Genomic DNA, 20,026 nt, shown 5'->3' on the forward strand with positions numbered 1-20,026 from the left:
ATTCTATGCTAAATTTCATAATTTAAAAATAATAGCGGTTAAGTTCCATCACAGCCTGGGCCCGAAAGTATATGGAGATCTTTAAGGGGATTTTTGTAAAGACAGGCTGTTTTAAATGCTATAATGGCAGGCTGAAATAAAAGGTGGATCCTTTGCCGAGTTCGCTATCTAACCATATTTCGCCGTTATGCCTGCTGATTATCTCTGCACAGAGGTAAAGACCGATTCCAAATCCGGCGATCGTAAGAGACTGATCAGATACGCGATAGTAGCGCTCGAAAAGTTTATCCTTATCTTCTTCTCTGATCCCATTACCCTGATCGCTAACCGAAACGATTGCTTTACTACCTTCTTTTTTGCAGGTAATATTGATTGTGGTTCCCGCAGGAGAATATTTTACGGCGTTGCTGATCAGGTTGGTTACTACATGACCGATCTTATCGCGGTCGGCATTTATCAGTACTTCTCCATTTTGTTCAAAAATGAGATGGTGGCTGTTGGCTGTTACCTTGAATTCGGCCTCCATTTCACTTACCAGTCCCGAGAGATCAAAGTTCTGTTTTTCAATATGGATTTTTCCTGACTCGAGCCTTGACACATTGAGAAAGCTGTTGATCATAACAGTCATTTTTTTTAGCTGGTTATTGGCCTTTTCTAACGCTGCGGAGGCAAAATTGTCACCGCTTTTTTGAGCTTTGCTATACAGGAGCTGAACATAACCGGTAAGGGATGTTAAAGGCGTTTTTAGCTCGTGGCTTACCATTCCGATAAAATCGTTTTTACGCTGCTCGTCTGCTTTGAGTTCTGTAATATCTGAAAGTACCCCGACCATTTTTACCGGTTTTCCCTGATCGTCATACCTCGCCCTGCCGTGGGCACTAATCCAGTGGATCGATCCATCAGGCCACATGATTTCATATTCTCCTTTGTATATGCTGTGGTTTTCCTTGGCAATGCTTACCAGCTCCCTGATTTTATCTCGGTAATGGGGAAGCATCGCCTCGAACATATCGGAATATACGAAATCCTCGTTTGCCGTTTTCCCGAATATGCGTTTAAACTGCTCGTTGTATTTCATTGTACCGCTTGCCAGATCAACCTCTGTTGATCCAAGAGAGCCGGCGTCCATTGCGATGCTCAGTCTGGTGTTGGCCTCTAATATCTCTTTTCTTGCATTTACCTGTTCGGTAACCTCTGTAACTACCTGCAGGATACTGGAGACCTTGCCTTCTTCTTCTATAGGCTGATAAATGAAATTGAAGTAGCGTTCATGTGGGATGTTATCTTTGATGATAACCGCCCTGCTTTCCAGACCATGATATGGTATGCCTGAATCCAGAACACCATGTAGTATTTTAATGAAGGGCTGGTCTGCGATCTCGGGTAATACTTCATCAAATCTTTTTCCCTCTATTTCAGCGGTTCTGTTCCAGATTTCAAGCATTCTTTCGTTGGCGCTTTCCACGATAAGTTCACGCCCCCTAAAAACGTTGATTGCAACGGGTGCCTGTTGGATCAGCCTACGGAATTTCTGCTCGCTGGCTGCCAGGTGTCTAATCAGGAGCTCCATCTTTTCCTGACCGGTAACCTGTTCTGTGACATCCTGCAATACCCCACTCAAACGTACGGGCTTTTTATCGATATCAAAATGTGTTTTGCCCTTAGCTTTAATTATCCTTGGCCTGGGGTCTTTTGGATTGATGATCTGATAGTCTATTTCATAATCTCCTCCCGAGTTAAAGTCAAGTGAATGCGCTATCGCTGCCCTTACTTTTTCCTTGTCTTTTTCTGCTATCACCTGTAGTGCTTTTTCCAGTTCAACCGAATCTCCTTCAATTCCGAACCATTTCCGGAGCATATCATTTGCTGAAAAGCTATTATTAAGAGGGTCGAAGTCAAAAGTGCCAAGACCTGCAGCATCTATGGCAAGTGCTGCCTCATCCTGGCTGATTTTTAGTTTTTCATAAACTACTGTAAGCTGCCGGTTAAATTCCAGCATTTCCTCATTTGAGGCCATCAGCTCTTCGTTTGATGCCCTGATTTCTTCATTAGAAGCCTCCAGTTCCTGATTAAGAAAAGAAATCGTTTCTGTCCTTTCCTTTACGCGTGCATCCAGTTCGTTATTTAGTAGCTGCAGATTTTCCTTTGTTGCATGGAGTTCATCATTGGTTGCCCTAATTTCCTCCAATGCGGCAGCAAGATCCTCGTTTTTAGCATTAAGTTCTTCATTGAGTGCCTGTTCTATTTTTAGGAAAGCTGCATGTTCATCCGCCTGCTGCATAGCGCTCTGTTTTAGAAACCGGTCGGTAACGTCGGTGGCAGTGTGTAGTGTACAGATCGTTTTGCCGTTTTCATCAAGAATGGCTTTGTATTCGAAATCAAAATAAAATACCTGGTCCTTGCCATCCACGTGAAGTTCGGCGGGAGTATCTGAACCTGATATGGTCAGCCCTTCACGCCACACTTTTGCGAACATTTCGATAAATGGCTGACCTCTTAGTTCGGGAAGGGCATCCTTTAGGGGTTTGCCTATAACCGACCGGTCTTTGCCCCATATCCTTAGCATTGCATCATTGGCAAACTGAATATGGGCATCCTCACCAATATGTAGTGCTGTAGCTGTCTTGATTTGGGAAAATATGTCGATAATTTGCAGCGGATCCAGAAAGGGAGGAGTAGTTGGCATGGACTTGGGATTAAACCCGTAAAGTTAATGTTTTATTGCAATGGCTAAAGACATATTGGTCATAAGCCTGTAAATCATCAGCTGTTTTTTTGCTAAAGCGTTTCATCATTTCATTAATAAACTTATATTGAATTACCTGGAAACTGGACAATACTGGCGGCCATAAATAATCAGGAGCAGAAAAAATCTTCAGATTAGATTAACTTAGTTATTTAACAAATTATTCATCAAACGATTTTTAATTTTTTCTGTTTGTTTTGTAAACGATAATATCTTGGAAAATTCCCGCCCAAATGATCTGGCAGTTCTGGTGCAGCATAAGCTCCGTCTGACCAAAAGCAGCTCAACCCTTCCTGAGCTTAAAGTTCTTGAGGATCTTTTTGACTGTTTGTTCTATTCTAGTATGTGTAAAGAGGAAAGTGAACTGATCAGGGTAACAGTGACTTTCATCGATCCAAAAAACCCGGATCCTGCTCCACCAAGGCATATCGTTCCGGAAAGATGGAGCTGCGTTGCTTTTGATCATCATGTTATGATGACGACAAAGTCACTTGCAAAGCTTTCCAAGGCTGCAGATCCTGCCAGCTCTTCGCTTGCGGTATATTATGATGAGAAGGGTTGCATTTACATCTGGGGCATGATCGATCAGGCGATGCATTATCAGAATTTTCTGAACTATGAATCTGACACAGGCTCAGAGCAGCCTGGCCTTTTTCAGGTTTCTATAAGTGATATCGGGACGCTGAATGTGCTTTTTGATTACGAGCTTCTGGCCACATTAAAACACAATGTTCTTGTTAAGCGTTACCTGGATGTGTTAACCATTGGGCCTATTTCTAAGATGTTGAGGAAGAATGCTGATTTTTTGAAAATTGCCGTGAAGAATTATATCGAGCAGAATCATCCTGGGGAAAGTTATACCGACTGGGAAAACTTTTTGGATGGGCTCTGGATTCAGACCTTTTCCAGGCTTTTGCTTAAGATACAGAACTACCAGCATGGTGGTGCTATCCTGATTGCCGATGATAGTGCAGATTTAGATGTAAAATACAGGATCCACTATGAACGTCTGACCCTGGCAATGGTTTCACACGCCAGGGCTGCGATTGATAACTTTGTTGCAGAGAGTAAAATTGAAGGTGATTTGAGCTCAGGAAAAAGATCGGTAAGCAAATCACTATACCTGCGGGAGACAGGCTCTTTTTATGATAAAAAGGGCACAGGCGATGAGATTAAAGGTGCGATCAGTTTTATAGCTTCGCAAACCTGTGTAGATGGAGTGGTATTGTTTAATCGCAGCATGGTCAGCAATGGATTCGGTGCAGTACTCCGGGCGAAGAAGATGCCACGTAAAATCTACGTTTCTTCTACGGCAACCGCAACGCCTAAGTCGCTGGAGCCTCATGATCCCAGGCACTATGGCACCAGGCACCGGTCTATGATCGCCTACTGCTGGAACCATCCATCTTCGCTCGGATTGGTTATCTCGCAGGATGGTGATATAAGGGCTTTCTCAAAAGTGGAGGATAAACTGATTATGTGGGAGAATATAAAAACCCAGCAATACCTGACCGGAAGGAGCCAAAAGCAACGTAAAGCATAGCCGTAATTTTTAACCTTAGGCAACCTGTTACTGTTTTTTACATTTGATGTTTATTGCCAATTACCATGAATAAACAGCCTGCTCTCCAGAAGAAATTAAGAATCTGAAATCAATGAAATCTCGAAAAAAAACCTCTAAATCAAATGATTAAGAGGTTTTTTTGAATCTTTCGCTAAAAAGAAATGGATTATATCTTAGCTATCTCTGCGTTCCTGCGGAAAAATATTCTTATCGAAATGGTGGTGACGGTAGAAGTTTTGCCTGTCTATTTCTACTGTTTCTTCTTCTAGTTTCAATGCGGCAGGACTGCCGATAACCATCCTGATGTGGTCTTCCATTTCTGGAGTTACCTCACCGATAATATATCTGGGCATGGCTTCCAGCTGCTCCTGGTGAAAATCGGGGGTAATGATTTCTTTTTCGCTGGTGTCAAGCTCAACAAGGCCGATAGGGATAAGTATTTTTTTATCTTCTACCGTTGTGGTGCCTTCATCCAGGGCAACGATTGCGTAACGTACGGTATCTGCTTCTGGGTCGAAAAGTAAGTCATGCACTTTACCAATGCGGTTTTCGCCGCTCTTTACCGGCCAGCCGGTAATATCTGCCTCACCCGCGGTGAGTGTATAATTACTAATGGATAATTCTTGAAGATTACTGTAAATGATCTGGTGGTTGTTCATAATAAAATAGATTAAAGCATAAATAATTACAACAGTTGCCGAAAGCGATTAGTTTGCAGTTTTTGGATTAAAATCCGTTAACTGCTGGTAATAAGCATATTTAACAATCTCATTTAAGTTGTAATTTAGATGCATTTTGTATTGTTCCAGGCGAAAAGCATACCAGGTAGAATCCAGTTAGTGATGATTTTTGTTTATTTTTAGCAAAAAATATAATATGTCATTCACCGCCCTGGGTTTATCACCAGATTTATTAAAAGTATTATCAAATCAGAATTTTACTGCGCCTACACCAATTCAACAATCGGCCATACCGGCAATATTAAGTAATAAAGACATTTTGGGCATTGCTAAAACAGGTTCTGGAAAAACAGCCAGCTATGTTTTGCCTTTGTTAATGAACGTGCAAAAAGCGCCCAGGCTTAAAAACAGACATGTTAATGTATTGGTTTTGGTACCTACCCGCGAACTTGCAGAGCAGGTAAAAGAAGTTTTCCGGACGTTTAGCCTGGGGCTCTCTATTCCTGTTAAAACATTAGCGGTATATGGCGGTGTTTCCATTAATCCACAAATGACTGCCCTGCAAGGGGTAAATGTACTTATTGCCACTCCGGGCAGGCTACTAGAGCTGGTAGATTCAAATGCGGTATACTTATCTCTTATCGAAACTTTAGTGCTTGATGAGGCCGACAAGATGCTTAACCTGGGGTTTAAAGAAGAAGTGGATAAAATCATCTCCCTTTTACCTGAAAAACGTCAGAACATATTATTATCAGCTACTTTGAATGCAGATCTTCAAGCGATTCATCAGGTTTTGTTACATGATCCCCTGGTGATCAAAATTGAGGCTCAGGAAGATTCAATTGAACAGATTAATCAGGTGGCCTATATCGTTTCTGATGAAAAGAAAGGCCCGTTTTTGCGTTATCTGATCAATCATCATGAAATGCAGCAAGTACTGATATTTGCCTCTTCAGTTCATACTGCCGATGCTATTGTAAATAAACTGCGTAAAAATAATTTCGATGCAAAAGCTATCCATAGCAAAAAAAGTCAAGGGGCCAGGAATGAAGCTTTGTATCTTTTTAAATCAGGAAAACTCAGGATATTGGTTGCCACAGATTTAATGGGGAGAGGAATTGATATTAATCAACTTCCATTTGTCATTAATTATGAATTACCCAGATCACCGAAAGATTATATTCATCGCATTGGTAGAACCGGACGTGCCGGAAGTGTAGGAGAGGCCATCTCTCTGGTTAGTCCGGATGAATTACACCATTTTGAGGTAATAGAAAAAAAGATGGGTAAAAAGGTCGATATGATTGATAGTGAACGCGTCAAATAACTAAACAATGGATTAATATTATTCAGTAATCACGGATAACAGTTCTATCTTTTACAATATTAAATTTTGAAGGCCTGCCTAGCGCTTTGTTTCATGAGCTAAGCAGGCCTTTAAGTTAAAACAAACTATTGTTGTTTTTTTAATGCCAATGAATCTTTTGCCCGCTTTTTGAAAAAACCACGCAATAGGAAATTGCTTTGTACAGCTTCCAGGTCTTCGTCTAATTTTTTACTGCTTTTTTCCAGGTTGAGCATAATTGTTCTCACCTGTTCTGCTGTTTTCTGGTCGTTTAGTAACAATCCGGCAGCATTGTCTGAAGTTTTTAGTTTTGCAGATGCTGCATCGAGGTTAGCCGCTAAACTGGATGCCGATTCTACAGATTTTTGTAAGGTAGCAGCCGATCGTTCCAGTTTTTTAAATACCGCTGTATCCGTCAGCATTTTATCCATTAGTCCGTTTTTGGTATTCAATGTTTTTCCAAAACGGCCTAAAAGTTCGGCACTTTGTGCAGTAGCAATAGAGGTACGGTTTAGGTTGGCCACCATCGATTTGAAATTTGTAGCAAGCTCCTGATCGGATAATAAAGCACCTGCAGCACCTTTTCCATCAATCAGGTTTCTGGCCAGTATTTTAAAGTCGCCGGTTACATCCACCAGGTTTTTATTGTTTACCTGCAAAGTTTTCATAATATCGTCGGTAGAAAGTGAAGTATTCACTTTTAGCATGTCTCCATCTTCAACAAAAGGAAATTTAGGATTACCCCCTGTTAATACCACAATTTTATTACCAATCAATCCATCGGCGCCAATGCTTGCACCGGCATCTTTATGGATGTATTTATGTACATCTTCCTCAATGCTGAGCAATACTTTTACCTGTGAAGTGCCAAAAAAGTCGATTTTTTTGATGGTTCCGATTTTTACACCCGAAAACCATACATTATTTCCCTTTTTTAAACCTTGTATATCGTTAAAAACCACACTGAGCGTAAAACTTTTAACAAATGTTTTCTTCTGACTTCCAAGGGTAAATATGCCCAGTACAAAAATCAGGATACCTATCGCGATGAAAATACCTACTGTTATTTTTTTTCTGTTTTCGTTCATGGTTATTGTATAAAATTGTAATCGAAAAATGGTTGTGCCTGTTTATCACCCGAGTTAAACACCTGCTCGAAAGTGCCTTTTCTGTCGAAATTGCGTTCAATCAGCATGGCTACCCTGTTGCCTACTTCTTTGGCGCAGGTAAGATCGTGGGTAATGATGATGGCACTGGTATGGTAACGTTCCTGTACGTCGTTAATGAGTTTATTGATTTCGCGTGAGGTAATCGGGTCCAGACCGGCAGTTGGCTCATCATAAAGCATAATTTCGGGTCTTAGAATTAAAGTTCTGGCAATACCAATCCGTTTCCGTTGTCCGCCCGAAAGTTCTGATGGCATCTGGTTAATGGTTTGCGAAAGGCCTACGGCATCCAGCATTTCTTCTACTGATGATTTTACTTCCTCTTTGCTCAGGTCTTTCCGGTTGCGCACCAAAGGAAATTCCAGGTTTTCCCTTACCGTCATACTATCATACAGCGCACTGTTCTGGAATGAAAAACCAACCCTTAACCTAAGGGCAAGCAGTTCTTCGTAGGAGATTTCATCCACCACCTGGTTCAATACGCGCACCAGTCCCGAATCGGGTTTAAGCAAGCCAATAATAATTTTAATCAGTACCGATTTTCCTGTTCCCGATTTGCCCAGAACCACCAGGTTTTCGCCTTTATATAAATCAAGCGAGGCATTTTCGAGCACGGTATAGTTGCCAAAAGATTTGTTCAGCCCTTTGATCTCGATTACTTTTTCGACGCTTTCGTCCGTAAATGGTTTTTCTTTCATAACCGATGGCTTAGGTATTAAACAAACTGAATATCTGTACACACACTACTTCTTCCACAAAAATGAGGAACATGGCGATTACTACTGATGAGTTAGCCGCTTTACCCACACCTTCGGTACCTTTTGAGGAATTGTAGCCCTGATAACAGCCTACAATAGCAATGGTGAAGCCAAAAAGGATCGCTTTAACGGTAGAAGCAATAATATCCAGATAAGTAATGCTTTCGAGTGAGCTTTGAAAAAAGGTGGTGGCACTTGTTCCTTCATTTACCGAAACATTAAGCAGTGCACCCAGCATACCAACCATAGCGGTGTAAAACGTTAGGATAGGCATCGTTATCGTAGCCGCCAGTACACGCGTACTCACCAGAAATTTGAAAGGATTGGTGGCCGAAACCTCCATGGCATCAATCTGTTCACTCACTTTCATCGAGCCCAGTTCTGCCCCGATACTCGATCCTACTTTTCCGGCAGCAATTAATCCGGTAAGTAAAGGTGCCAGCGTCCGCAATAAAGCGATTCCCACCAGTGATGGAAGCCAGGATGTGGCACCGAATTCAGAAAGCGATGGCCTCGATTGCTTCGTAAATACCAGACCGGTAATAAAACCGGTTGTGGAAATTAATAGGGCAGAACGATAACCAATTTCATAACATTGCCTCACCAGTTCTTTTAATTCGTAAGGTGGGAGGAAGGCTTCTTTAAAAAACCTGCCTATAAATTTAAAAACGTCGTAAAGTGTAATAAACCAGGCTGCAAAACGCCCAACTGGCTTTAGCTCGTCTTGATTGGCATTTAAATCTTTCTCTGTTGCCATTGTTTTTGGGTTCCTGTTTTCATCTATTTGATCAATGTTTTATAGGCTATTTTTTTCTTGCTTTTGAGTTAACCCGATGTACAATAGCTTAATATCCTTACCTATACATAAAAGTGTGCAAATTGTTTGTTTTTTTAACTTTAAATTTTGTTAAATCTTACAATGGCTGTATCTAAACGATGAATGCTTTTAAGCATCTAAAAACAATTATTCAGAGGAAGAAATAATGATCCTTGTAAAGGATTATCCTTTTTTGATGGTGTTTTGGGGCACACCGTGATTTTATGATAATTTAATTTTGATTAGAACTGCCACATTGAGCCTGCTGAAGCGTTTTAATATATTTAAAACAGTCCTTCGACAGGCTCATGATGACAAATCTATTTTTATGATAATCTTGTAATGAAAAAATAAATTTTAATAACCCGGATTCTGAACAAGGTTTGGATTTCCAAGCTGGTTATCCGGAATCGGGAATACCAGGTATTTTGCCTCACTGGCGGGTTTTTCCTGCCAGGCTGCAAGAAATTTTCCGAAGCGGATCAAATCCTGCCTTCTAAAGCTTTCCCAATAAAGTTCTCTTCCACGTTCATCAAGCAGGTTATCCAATGTTAAGCTGGTAAATGCCGAAGCACCTCTGGTTGTTCTGATCTGGTTAACAATCGTCAATGCCGGTGCAGGTTGAGAGGTTCTTAACAATGCTTCTGCTTTCATTAACAATACGTCGGCATAACGGTAATAAACCCAATCGTTATCTGGTTTTTTTGATCCGGTATTGGCATAATCAATGGGATATTTAACAACCCTTATCCCGGCAACTTCCAGGTGGTTAGGATCGCGTTCGATGATGCTCACTTCAGGGGTAAAGGCTAAAGGATTGCCTTTCCTGTCTTTTAATGCAACCCCTTTCTGATCGAACTGCTGACCAATTAAAAAGCCTACCCTGATTCCGGAGATGTTGGTTTGCCCTGTATAATTTCCTCCTCTTCGGGTATCAGTAGCCTCGAATTTATTGTAGAAGTTAGATAATGTAGAAAAACCATTGTATCCATTGGGGTTTTGGTTGTAATGCAGGGTACATTTCCACATACCGTCTAAATCGCTGCCCGTTACACCAGCAGAGTTTTGCGAGGTGAAAATATTTTCTGTAGAAAGTGTATTGTTTGAAGGAGCAAAATTATCGAAATAATTAGCTGTAAGCTTGTATCCGCCAGTTGCAATTTCATCCGCAAGAGAAATTACTTTGGCCATATCTGCCTGATCGAAAGTTGGTGCCGCACGGTTTAAAATTGCTCCTTTATTGAGGTAAATCTTCATGAGCAGCGTTCGGGCTGCATTTTTATTGGCTTCAGTCGCCGGACCATTTGGCAACAGCGGAATAATGGCGGTTAACTCATTAATTAAATAAGCAATTTCATCGGCTGCATTTCTAACCCTCGATGGTTTGGTTACACCTTCTCCCGGATCGCGATAAGGTACCTGGCCCCAGCCATCCAAAACCGAAAACTCAGAAAATGCCCTGATGAAACGTGCAGTTGCGGCCTGTGCTGGCGTAGGATTAAAACCCAATACATTTGTGCTTACGTAGCTAATACTGTTTAAATCTCTGAAAACATCCGAAATCCTGGCATCATCTGCTGCCCATTTATGCAAATGAAGGGCACGCCAGGCGCCGTTATCATCCCAATCGCCTGCACGTGTGGGTACAATTACTTCATCAGAGGTTACTTCCTGCAGGGCAGACCAGTTCCATGGTGCCTGGTAAGGGCCCCTCATGGCGGTATAACTAGCTGTAATTAATCCGGGAACGTCATTTGATCCCAGTGCACCTGAATTCACCTGGCCATTTAAGTTTTCATCTAGTTTGGTACAGCCCGATAGCGCAAGGGTAGCGGCTACGAAGCTGATGATATATTTATTTTTCATGTGATTATATTTGAAATTAAAGTGAAAAATTAACACCAAAATTGAAAGTTCTGACAGTAGGATAGGCCGTATAATCTATGCCTGCTGATGGTACGCCATTGATGCTTTTATTTACATTTACCTCCGGATCGAAACCTGTATAATTGGTGATGACGAACAGATTCTGACCATTAACATAGATATTGAGTGATTTTATGGCTTTACCAATATTACCAATGTTATAATTAATGGTGGCATTGGCTAATTTTACATAATCTCCCTTTTCAATATATCTTGATGAAGCGGCAATAGGGTTTGCTAATGATTCCTGAATGCCCGAATTAACGAGTGCTGAAGAAATATTCCTCGTACCCAGATTTGAAATGGCTAAAACCGAATTTGCCGTATTGTTATAAATGCTCTGACCAAATGAGCCATTAAAATTGGCTGTTAATGAGAATTTTTTGTACCTCAGGCTAGTGCTTAAACCCATAATTGCTTTAGGATTCGGATTTCCAAGGTAATATTTGGTGAAACCATCATCTGTATAGGTAGAAAATCCACTTGCATCTAAACCATTGTATTGTCTGGTTACCATGGCAAATAATGGCAAGCCATTTTTGATCACCTCTAAATTTACCCCGCTTAATCCCTGGCCACTTAATGATCCTGTTCTGATTAATCCGGTAAGGTTTTTAACTGTATTTTTAATAAAAGTAACATTACCGCCGAAAGACCATGATAGCTTATCATTATCTATGATATTGGCATTCAGGCTAATTTCCAGCCCTTTGTTCTGCACTTCTCCATCTAAATTATACCAGGTAATTACACCATTGGGTGCAGCAGGTGAGAAGGCGCTCTGAGGAAACAATAAATCGGAGGTAACTTTATTAAAGTAATCAATAGATCCTGTTAGTTTATTGTTTAAGAAGCCAAAATCAACACCAATATTGGTTTGTTTATCTTCCTGCCATTTTAAATCCGGATTGGCGTTATTGATGCCCACTAAACCATCAACGCCCCTGATTACAAAACGCTGTTGAGAAGATCCTGATGGGAAATCCTGGTTACCTGTTTTGCCATAGCCCAATCTTAATTTTAACTGGTTAAGCCATTGCGCGTCACTTAAAAAACTTTCCTTTTTAACATCCCAGGCAGCAGCAAAAGAGGGGAAATAGCCATATTTATTATTGGCTCCAAACTTAGTTGATCCATCGGCCCTGAAAGTAGCTGTTAAGATATATTTACTATCATAATTAAAAATAGCCCTGGCAAAATAAGATTGTAACTCCGTTGTGGGGTCATTACTGGTTACAAAAGTACGGTTAACCGGTATGGTGGCTTCAAATGCATCGGTATAATCTACCGCAATATCACCAAAGCCGGTAGCTGTATTAATGGCGCCTTTACTAATAAAATTAGAATATTCATAACCAATAACGGCATTTAAATTTAGTTTACTGGCAATTTCTTTATTGAAATTTAAGGTATTGGTAAACTGTTGTGTTAACAGTTCGGTATTCGAATAACTGGCAAAACCACCTTTAAACGCCCCATCAGGTTGAATACCCTGAAGATTTAAGGTACTTCTGGTAGAAGACCTCCTAATACCCGTACTATAATTCACGCTGGCCAGCATCCTGTACTCTAACCAGGGCGTAATTTTGTAATATGGGGATACACTTCCTAAAATGGTAGAAACCTTTGCCTTATCGCTGTTTGCAGCCAGAGCCGCTAATGGATTTATGGTGGTTGAGCCATAATCGATAAATAAACTGCCATCTGGGTTATAAAATGACTGGGTAGGATTCCAGGATAAAGCCTGACTGATTAAACTGCCTGTAAAACCTGCATCAGTAGTAATTGGAGCAATGTTTTCTAAGTATTGGTTACTAATCATGTTCACATCCAACCCCAGTTTTTTGCTCTCCAGGAATTTGAAATTGCCGTTAAAACCTGCACTATATTTTTTAAAGTCCGATGCCTTAATAATTCCCTGTTGATTTTGATAGGCGAGTGATGCTCTAAAGGTATTGCCGTTATTACCTCCGCTAATCCCTACCGAATAGTTTTGGTTGTAAGCCGTACGCAACACTTCATCTAATGCATTAACACTGGTGCCAAAATCGCCTGCAGTAAGGTTGTACTTTTTCAGCGCTGCCCTATATTCATCACCCGTTAGTACATCCACTTTTCTGGCAATACTTCCAACACCTGCTGATGCGTTTACATCAATTTTAGTTTCGCCCGATTTTCCTCTTTTTGTGGTAATTAAAACCACACCGTAAGCTGCACGCGAACCGTAAATGGCTGTCGCAGATGCATCTTTAAGGATTTCCATCGATTCGATGTCGGCCGGGTTGATAAAGTTTAAAGGGTTGCCATCAGGTGTGGTACCTGTACCTGCGCTGGCGGTTAAGCCTCCAACACCAGCATTGGTTGACGGCCTGGCCGATCTGCCGTCCAGGGCAACACCATCCACCACATAAAGCGGCTGTCCGGTACCTGTTATGGCCGAATTACCCCTGATGCGTACTGTAGAAGCGCCTCCCGGCTGACCGCTGTTGTTGATCATCTGTACGCCGGCCACTTTACCCTGAATCAATTGATCGGGGGCATTTAAAGGGCCCTTGTTAAAATCTTTTGCAGAAACAGTGGTTGCTGCACCGGTTAAATCGCTTTTCCTTACAGAAGCATAGCCGATAACCACCACTGCATCCAGGTTATTTAAGGAGGCCATGGTGATATTGATTGTAGTTTGGTTATTGATACTAACGGTTTGTGTTTCCATCCCTACAAAGCTGAAAACAAGCTGGCTGCCTCCTGCTGGAACAGTAATGGCATATTTCCCTTCAACATCGGTTTGCGCCTTGGTCGTACCTGGTTTTACCTGAATGGTTACACCGGCCATTGGTATCTTTTCATTGTCGAGTACAACGCCCTTAACTACGCTTTGTGCAAAAGCTGATGCGCTGAGCAGCAGCATGCAGCAACTTATCATCATAAGTTTTTGCAAAGAATGCAATTTCTGTTTGTTGGATAAAACAGCCCAATTGCTTTTTGGTAAAATAATGTTCATAGTTGATTTAATTATTTGGTTAGAAAAATTAGCTGATCTTGTATAGGTGAGCGCTAAAACCTAGGGCGATTTATTTTTGCCGTAATTGTTCATGATGTTTAGTTTAGTTAATAATTGATTTTCATGAATTGATTAGCCGCTTACCGGGTTTTTTAATTGCCCGATCCTCTAACTCATCATCTGGAATTCATTTTTGTTAAATTACTAAAAATGTAATACATGTAAGTATGTATTGTATTTATTAATTTAAATAATATTTGGTCTTAATTTGTCTTTTTAAAGCTAATTAAGGATGATACAATTGTAGAAAACAATATATATGGAGTAGAGTAACTATTTTTTTTCCTTGCGAAGGCTGTTCCATAATCCTTTTCTCTGCCCATTGCCTAAGGTAATAAGTTGCGCCTGCAGGGGTGAGGGAATATTCTACTTTTGGGAGAACTTCGAGGTATACTTTTCTATTCACCAATTCATCTTGTAAAGTCTGGGTAAGCATTTTTGTTGTAATTCCGCTGAGCTGGCGTTTAAGTTCTCATAACGAAGAATCTTCTTGTCATTTAAATACCAAAGTATCCGCCCGCGGTATTTCCCGCCGATCCGCTGAAATGCAAAATCAACTGGTAAACCCCTACAGATTCTCTCCAGAATTAAGCTTTATTATTGTACGATTAACTTTAATCTGCATAGATAAGGCTGAAGAAAAATTATTGCCCGGACAGAATCGTTTGTGGAAGACCGGTTGAAAAACCAGCTTTCAAAAAAAAAAATGTATTTCTACAAGCTTGAACATACGATGAGCGAATGTAAGTAAGAGATTTACTTTAAAAAGCCGGCTTAATTTAATAATTTACACCATGAAAATTTTGGTCATTGAAGATGAACAGGCACTTTCTGATAGTATTCTTGCCTATTTTACTGGTGAGGGCAATATCTGTGAACTCGCAAGAGATTTTGCTTCGGCTTCCGAAAAAATAGCAGTTTACCATTACGACTGCATTTTGCTTGATCTTGGCCTGCCTGGTGGTGAGGGGCTAGAGCTGTTGACCCAGCTGAAGAGTACCAATAAAAAAGATGGGGTATTGATTATTTCGGCCAGGCATTCGCTCGATGACCGTTTGGCCGGACTTGATCTTGGTGCCGATGACTACCTGGTAAAACCTTTCCACCTTTCTGAGCTGAAAGCCAGGGTAAGTGCAATTGTAAGAAGAAAGAATTTTGATGGAAATAATGTAATTAGCTTTAATGAGATCAAGGTTGATGTTTCGGCGATGAAAATTACGGTAAACGATCAGCCTGTTGCACTCACCAAAAAAGAGTTCGACCTGTTAATTTATTTCATCTCCAACAAAAATAAAGTAGTCACTAAAAATGCCATGGCCGAACACCTTTGGGGTGATGAAATGGACCTTTCGGATGATTTTGATTTCATTTATACTCATGTTAAAAACCTAAAGAAAAAGCTTAGCGAGGCAGGTGCAAAAGACTATCTGCGTTCTGTTTATGGAATTGGTTATAAATTTAGCAGCCAATGAAACTCTCCAGCCGTTATAACAGGGCAAACATCATCACCTCCATCATTGTGCTAATCATTACCGGGATCATCTATTATCTGGTGATCCACCTTATATTAACCAATAAGCTTGATAGAGACCTTGCGGTTGAAGAAAATGAGATCAGGCAATATACCCAAACCTATAAGAAACTGCCGCTGCCGGCCACCTATCTTGATCAACAGGTTTCTTACGGCGAGCCTAGAGGCGATAGTGCTGACATCCGCGAATTTAGTTATACCACGTATCTAAACCCCAAAGAGAAAGAATTGGAGCCGGGAAGAAGCCTGGTAACCACGGTGAACCTTAACGGAAAAACGGTAATTGTTACCATCACAAAATCGCGTGTAGAATCAGAAGATCTGGTCAGGATTATTTTATTGATTACCTTGGGCATCACTGTTTTACTTTTAGTTTCATTGCTATTGATTAACAGGTTTGTGTTGAGCAGGTTATGGAAGCCATTTTACCAGGTGCTAAACCGGATGAAAGCTTTTGAGGTGACGCGAATGGATAACATCAAAGAGGAGCCTACGAAGATAGATGAGTTTAACGAGCTCAATAGATCAGTAAACGCAATGGCCGAAAAGGTGAAACAGGATTATAAAGAACTTAAAAGTTTTACCGATAATGCTTCGCATGAAATGATGACGCCGCTGGCCATAATCAATTCTAAACTCGACTCGCTTTTGCAGACCGAATCTTTTACCGAACAGCAGGGCGCATTACTGGAAGATATTTACCAGGCCACGGGCAGACTTTCGAGATTGCATCAGTCGCTTTTATTGTTGGCCAAAATCGAAAACAACCTTATTTCGGATGTGCAGGAGGTAGATCTGAAAGAATTAATCGAAGCAAAAATTCGTCAGTTTTCCGAACTTTTTGAATGCGATGGTTTAAAGGTGGAGGTAAAGCTGTCAGAACGAAAATTAACCATGAGCCGCTACCTGGCCGATATTCTTTTGAATAACCTGATCAGCAATGCCGTAAGGCACAATATGAGCGGTGGAAAGATATTGATCGAATTAAACGCAGAGAAACTAATGGTATCCAATACCGGTAAAAAACTCAATATCCAAAACCGCATGTTCGACCGTTTTTCGAAATCGGCAACATCAGAAGGAATGGGGCTTGGATTGGCCATCAGCAAGCAGATCTGTAATCTTTACGGTTTCAGTATTGAATACGGTCAAGTTGAAAATCTGCATATTTTTACAATTTATTTAGCTTAAGGCAGATAACTACAGGATTGCTTCATAATTGCATCATAGTTTTGATTAAAATTAAACTTAAGGCTATGCGTAGATTAATTCTTTCCACCATATTTTTTATCACTGCCCTATCTTTTTGTTCTGCGCAGGTTATTGATTCTGCTTTAGCTGCTCCTGCAGATTCTACTGCAAGATGGTATGCGGGAAATATCATCCCAAAGGCTAAATTCAGGCCACTTACCTTTATTGCACCAGCGGTATTGATGGGTTATGGTTTCGCTGCGGTTTATGATCATGGTGCGCTCAAACAGCTCGATGTGAGTACTAAGGATGAATTACAGGAAGACCATCCGCTTTTTGCCGCACACGTTGATGATTATTTGCAGTTTGCCCCGGCTGCTGCGGTTTATGCACTCAATATTTCAGGTGTTAAAGGAAAACATAATCTCTTTGATGCTTCTATGCTTTACGTAACTTCTGCAGCCATTATGGGTGTTTCTACCCATTTTGTAAAACAGGGCATAGGCAGGGAGAGACCCGATGATTCGGGTACCAATTCTTTTCCATCAGGCCATACCGCATCGGCCTTTATGGCGGCAGAATTTCTTCATCAGGAATATAAAGATGTAAATCCCTGGATTGGTTATGCAGGGTATTTTGTGGCCACTGCTACAGGTACACTCAGGATGTACAATAACAAACACTGGTTTAGCGATGTGGTAGCAGGTGCCGGTTTCGGTATAGCCTCTACTAAAATCGCCTATCTCCTTTATCCTTATATGAAAAGCCTTTTTACCACAAAAAAAGAAGGTAAATTTACCTTAATGCCTTTTCACCAGCCGGGAAGCACCGGGCTGATGCTTTCAGGTAGATTTTAGTCGCTTTAAAACGATAACAAGAGCTGTTGAACTTTGTTTTATTGCATTCGTGTTTTATATAATAGCCTGTGCATTTTATATTACCGCACCTATTTCCTTAAAGTACAAGCCCAAAAAAATAACTACAGAATTACTTCATAATTGAATATTAATTTAGCCTGTGTAACAATTGAAATTCAAATCCTGAAAGGAGTAAGACAATACAAATGAACATGATCTATAAACTGCTCGCTACCATTTTACTGATTGTTTCGGGAACCAGGATTTGGGCACAGGCGCCGGTAAAAAACCTGGATTATTATCTGGGGCAGGCTAAATCATCAAGCCCGGTACTTAAAGATTTTGAAAACCAGCGCAAATCTGCTGGAATTGACAGCCTGATTGTTCGGGCAAGCGCAAAACCACAGGTAACCGGCACAGGCAATGGTCTTTACGCACCAGTGGTACGCGGCTATGGTTATGATGAAGTGCTTACCAATGGGCAGGCATTGGATGCCATGTTAAATGTAAATTACGACCTCCTGAACAAAAAAAAGATCAATAACCAGCTGGAAGGCATTAAAATTCAGAGCGATTCGGTAAAATATGCAAGTCAGCTGTCGTTATTCGACCTTAACCGATCAATTATTGATCAATACATCACCGCTTTTGCCAGTCAGCAGCAGGTTGATTTTAACCGTGAAGTGGTTACGCTATTGGATAAAGAAGAAAAACTGCTTAAAACCCTCACACGGAGCAATATCTATAAACAATCAGAATACCTGACCTTTCTGGTTACCCTCCAGCAGCAACAGCTCAGTTTAAAACAGGCAGAACTACAGTTTAAAAACGATTACGCCATACTCAATTATCTTGCTGGCATAGCCGATACCACTCAGTCTAAACTTGCTGAACCTCAACTGCAGAACGTGGTATTTGCTGGTGAAAAAAGTTTCTTTACCAGGCGTTTCGAACTGGATAGCTTAAAAAATACGAACCTTAAAAACGGCATCGACCTTAACTATAAACCAAAACTTGGTATTTATGCCAATGGCGGTTATAATTCGTCGCTGGTGCTTCAGCCTTATAAAAATTTTGGTGCCAGTGTAGGTTTTACCTTTTCGGTGCCGATATACGATGGCCACCAACGGAAAATGCAGTACGATAAACTGAGCCTTTCGTCGAATACAATTGCGGGTTACCGTAATTTTTTTATCCGTCAACAAAACCAGCAGCTTAACCTCATCCGCCAGCAGATGGTGCAGACCGATGCCCTTTTTGGGAAAATCAATGAACAGATTCGTTTTAGCAAGGGACTCATCGATGTAGACAGCAAATTGCTACATACCGGAGATTTAAGAGTGTCGGACTTTATTATTGCCATTAATAATTACCTTTCTGCTCAAAACCTGCTGAGGCAGACCAATATTAACCGACTGAAACTGATCAATCAATTTAACTACTGGAACAGATAACCATGCAAAAATATTTAAAATCCATTTTAGGTGCTTTGGTAGCAATGTCCTGTCTATCGGCTTGCCACAGCAGTGAACCTACAGAGGAGACTGATAACCCCTCACCGGTTACCCCTGTGCAAATAACCACTCCGAAAGACAGTTCACTTTCCGAATATGTAGAGCTATCGGCAGTTTCAGCCTATCTGGAAAAAAGCTTTGTAAAGGCTAATATTAATGGTTACGTACAGCGCGCCAGTGCAAAAACTGGGCAGCAGGTAGGCAGCGGAACTTTACTTTTTACCCTCATTACCAAAGAAGCCCGTTCCATAGGCAATACGGTAAACAAACTCGATCCCGGTTTTAAATTTTCGGGTGTTTCCAATATCCGTTCTGGCCAGGCAGGTACTATTGTACAAGTGAACCATCAGAATGGTGATTATGTTCAGGATGGCGAGGCACTGGCCACCGTCAGTAACCGCAACAGCCTGGTTTTTCTGCTCGATCTTCCTTACGAACTCAATCAGATCATTACTCAGAACAAGAGCCTTGATGTGCTTTTGCCTGACGGGACCAAACTGCCCGGATCGGTTTCAGGTACCATGCCCTCTGTTGATTCGCTTGCACAAACCCAACGTTACATCATCAAAGTGCCTACTGGCAAAGATATTCCCCAGGGACTTATTGCCAGGGTGAGGTTAACCAAGCTTAGCCATGCGCAGGCGCAGGTGTTGCCTAAATCGGCCGTTTTATCAAATGAAACGGAAGATGAGTTTTGGGTAATGAAAATGATCAACGATTCAACCGCTATCAAAGTAAAGGTGAAAAAGGGGATAGAAAGCGGTTCATTGATTGAAGTACTCGAACCCAGGTTTTCAATAACCGACCGCATCATCAAGACCGGAAATTATGGTATTGCTGATACTGCTAAGGTGAAAATACAGCAATAGC

At 41.0% G+C, this 20,026-nt stretch carries 15 protein-coding genes; 7 read left to right on the forward strand and 8 right to left on the reverse strand.

Translation table 11 applies throughout. The annotated features are described in order from the left end of the window. Positions 1 to 118 precede the first annotated feature (118 nt). On the reverse strand, positions 119 to 2,686 hold the full coding sequence (locus H9L23_RS07985) for an ATP-binding protein (RefSeq protein WP_187594462.1): 2,568 nt from the start codon (positions 2,684 to 2,686) through the stop codon (positions 119 to 121). Between the two features lie 274 nt (positions 2,687 to 2,960). Between H9L23_RS07985 and H9L23_RS07990 the strand changes: the two genes are divergently transcribed. Further along, positions 2,961 to 4,289: a putative sensor domain DACNV-containing protein gene (locus H9L23_RS07990; RefSeq protein WP_187594463.1), complete on the forward strand. Its 1,329-nt coding sequence runs from the start codon at positions 2,961 to 2,963 to the stop codon at positions 4,287 to 4,289. Positions 4,290 to 4,483: 194 nt separating this feature from the next. Here H9L23_RS07990 and H9L23_RS07995 read toward each other — a convergent pair whose 3' ends face one another. Beyond that, entirely contained in the window at positions 4,484 to 4,969 is a 486-nt protein-coding gene (locus H9L23_RS07995) for a PRC-barrel domain-containing protein (protein ID WP_187594464.1), read from the reverse strand. A gap of 217 nt (positions 4,970 to 5,186) precedes the next feature. Here H9L23_RS07995 and H9L23_RS08000 point away from each other — a divergent pair, with 217 nt between their 5' ends. Beyond that, positions 5,187 to 6,317, forward strand: a complete 1,131-nt coding sequence (locus H9L23_RS08000) for a DEAD/DEAH box helicase (protein ID WP_187594465.1) — start codon at positions 5,187 to 5,189, stop codon at positions 6,315 to 6,317. A 125-nt stretch (positions 6,318 to 6,442) separates the two neighbouring features. On the opposite strand, the gene H9L23_RS08005 is transcribed toward H9L23_RS08000, so the two are convergent. The 6 genes from H9L23_RS08005 to H9L23_RS26565 form a co-directional block, all read right to left on the reverse strand. Continuing rightward, a complete protein-coding gene (locus tag H9L23_RS08005) occupies positions 6,443 to 7,423 on the reverse strand; it encodes an MlaD family protein (RefSeq protein WP_317175290.1) in 981 nt (326 codons plus the stop codon). Between the two features lie 2 nt (positions 7,424 to 7,425). Beyond that, positions 7,426 to 8,199, reverse strand: a complete 774-nt coding sequence (locus H9L23_RS08010; protein WP_187594466.1) for an ABC transporter ATP-binding protein — start codon at positions 8,197 to 8,199, stop codon at positions 7,426 to 7,428. A gap of 10 nt (positions 8,200 to 8,209) precedes the next feature. Continuing rightward, the gene (locus H9L23_RS08015; RefSeq protein WP_187594467.1) at positions 8,210 to 9,016 is read right to left on the reverse strand and encodes an MlaE family ABC transporter permease; all 807 of its coding nucleotides are present in this window, start codon (positions 9,014 to 9,016) and stop codon (positions 8,210 to 8,212) included. A 417-nt stretch (positions 9,017 to 9,433) separates the two neighbouring features. Further along, positions 9,434 to 10,942 carry a RagB/SusD family nutrient uptake outer membrane protein gene (locus H9L23_RS08020; RefSeq protein WP_187594468.1) on the reverse strand — a complete coding sequence of 503 codons (1,509 nt, stop codon included), beginning with the start codon at positions 10,940 to 10,942 and terminating at the stop codon, positions 9,434 to 9,436. Positions 10,943 to 10,958: 16 nt separating this feature from the next. Continuing rightward, a complete protein-coding gene (locus H9L23_RS08025) occupies positions 10,959 to 13,928 on the reverse strand; it encodes a SusC/RagA family TonB-linked outer membrane protein (protein ID WP_246474884.1) in 2,970 nt (989 codons plus the stop codon). Between the two features lie 361 nt (positions 13,929 to 14,289). After that, complete coding sequence (locus H9L23_RS26565) at positions 14,290 to 14,499, reverse strand: winged helix-turn-helix transcriptional regulator (protein WP_246474885.1); 210 nt, start codon at positions 14,497 to 14,499, stop codon at positions 14,290 to 14,292. 358 nt (positions 14,500 to 14,857) lie between these two features. Between H9L23_RS26565 and H9L23_RS08035 the strand changes: the two genes are divergently transcribed. From H9L23_RS08035 to H9L23_RS08055, 5 genes are all read left to right on the forward strand, one after another. Beyond that, positions 14,858 to 15,535, forward strand: a complete 678-nt coding sequence (locus tag H9L23_RS08035; RefSeq protein ID WP_187594469.1) for a response regulator transcription factor — start codon at positions 14,858 to 14,860, stop codon at positions 15,533 to 15,535. Then, positions 15,532 to 16,785 (forward strand): sensor histidine kinase, encoded by a 1,254-nt coding sequence (locus H9L23_RS08040; RefSeq protein WP_187594470.1) that lies wholly within the window; start codon positions 15,532 to 15,534, stop codon positions 16,783 to 16,785. Before H9L23_RS08035 ends, H9L23_RS08040 begins: the two co-directional genes overlap by 4 nt. 65 nt (positions 16,786 to 16,850) lie before the next feature. Then, entirely contained in the window at positions 16,851 to 17,642 is a 792-nt protein-coding gene (locus tag H9L23_RS08045; protein WP_187594471.1) for a phosphatase PAP2 family protein, read from the forward strand. 206 nt (positions 17,643 to 17,848) lie between these two features. Beyond that, positions 17,849 to 19,096 carry a TolC family protein gene (locus H9L23_RS08050; protein WP_187594472.1) on the forward strand — a complete coding sequence of 416 codons (1,248 nt, stop codon included), beginning with the start codon at positions 17,849 to 17,851 and terminating at the stop codon, positions 19,094 to 19,096. Positions 19,097 to 19,098: 2 nt separating this feature from the next. After that, a complete protein-coding gene (locus H9L23_RS08055) occupies positions 19,099 to 20,025 on the forward strand; it encodes an HlyD family efflux transporter periplasmic adaptor subunit (protein ID WP_223191053.1) in 927 nt (308 codons plus the stop codon). The last annotated feature ends 1 nt before the right edge of the window (position 20,026 follow it).

This window comes from Pedobacter roseus, from assembly GCF_014395225.1.
Taxonomy (GTDB): domain Bacteria; phylum Bacteroidota; class Bacteroidia; order Sphingobacteriales; family Sphingobacteriaceae; genus Pedobacter; species Pedobacter roseus.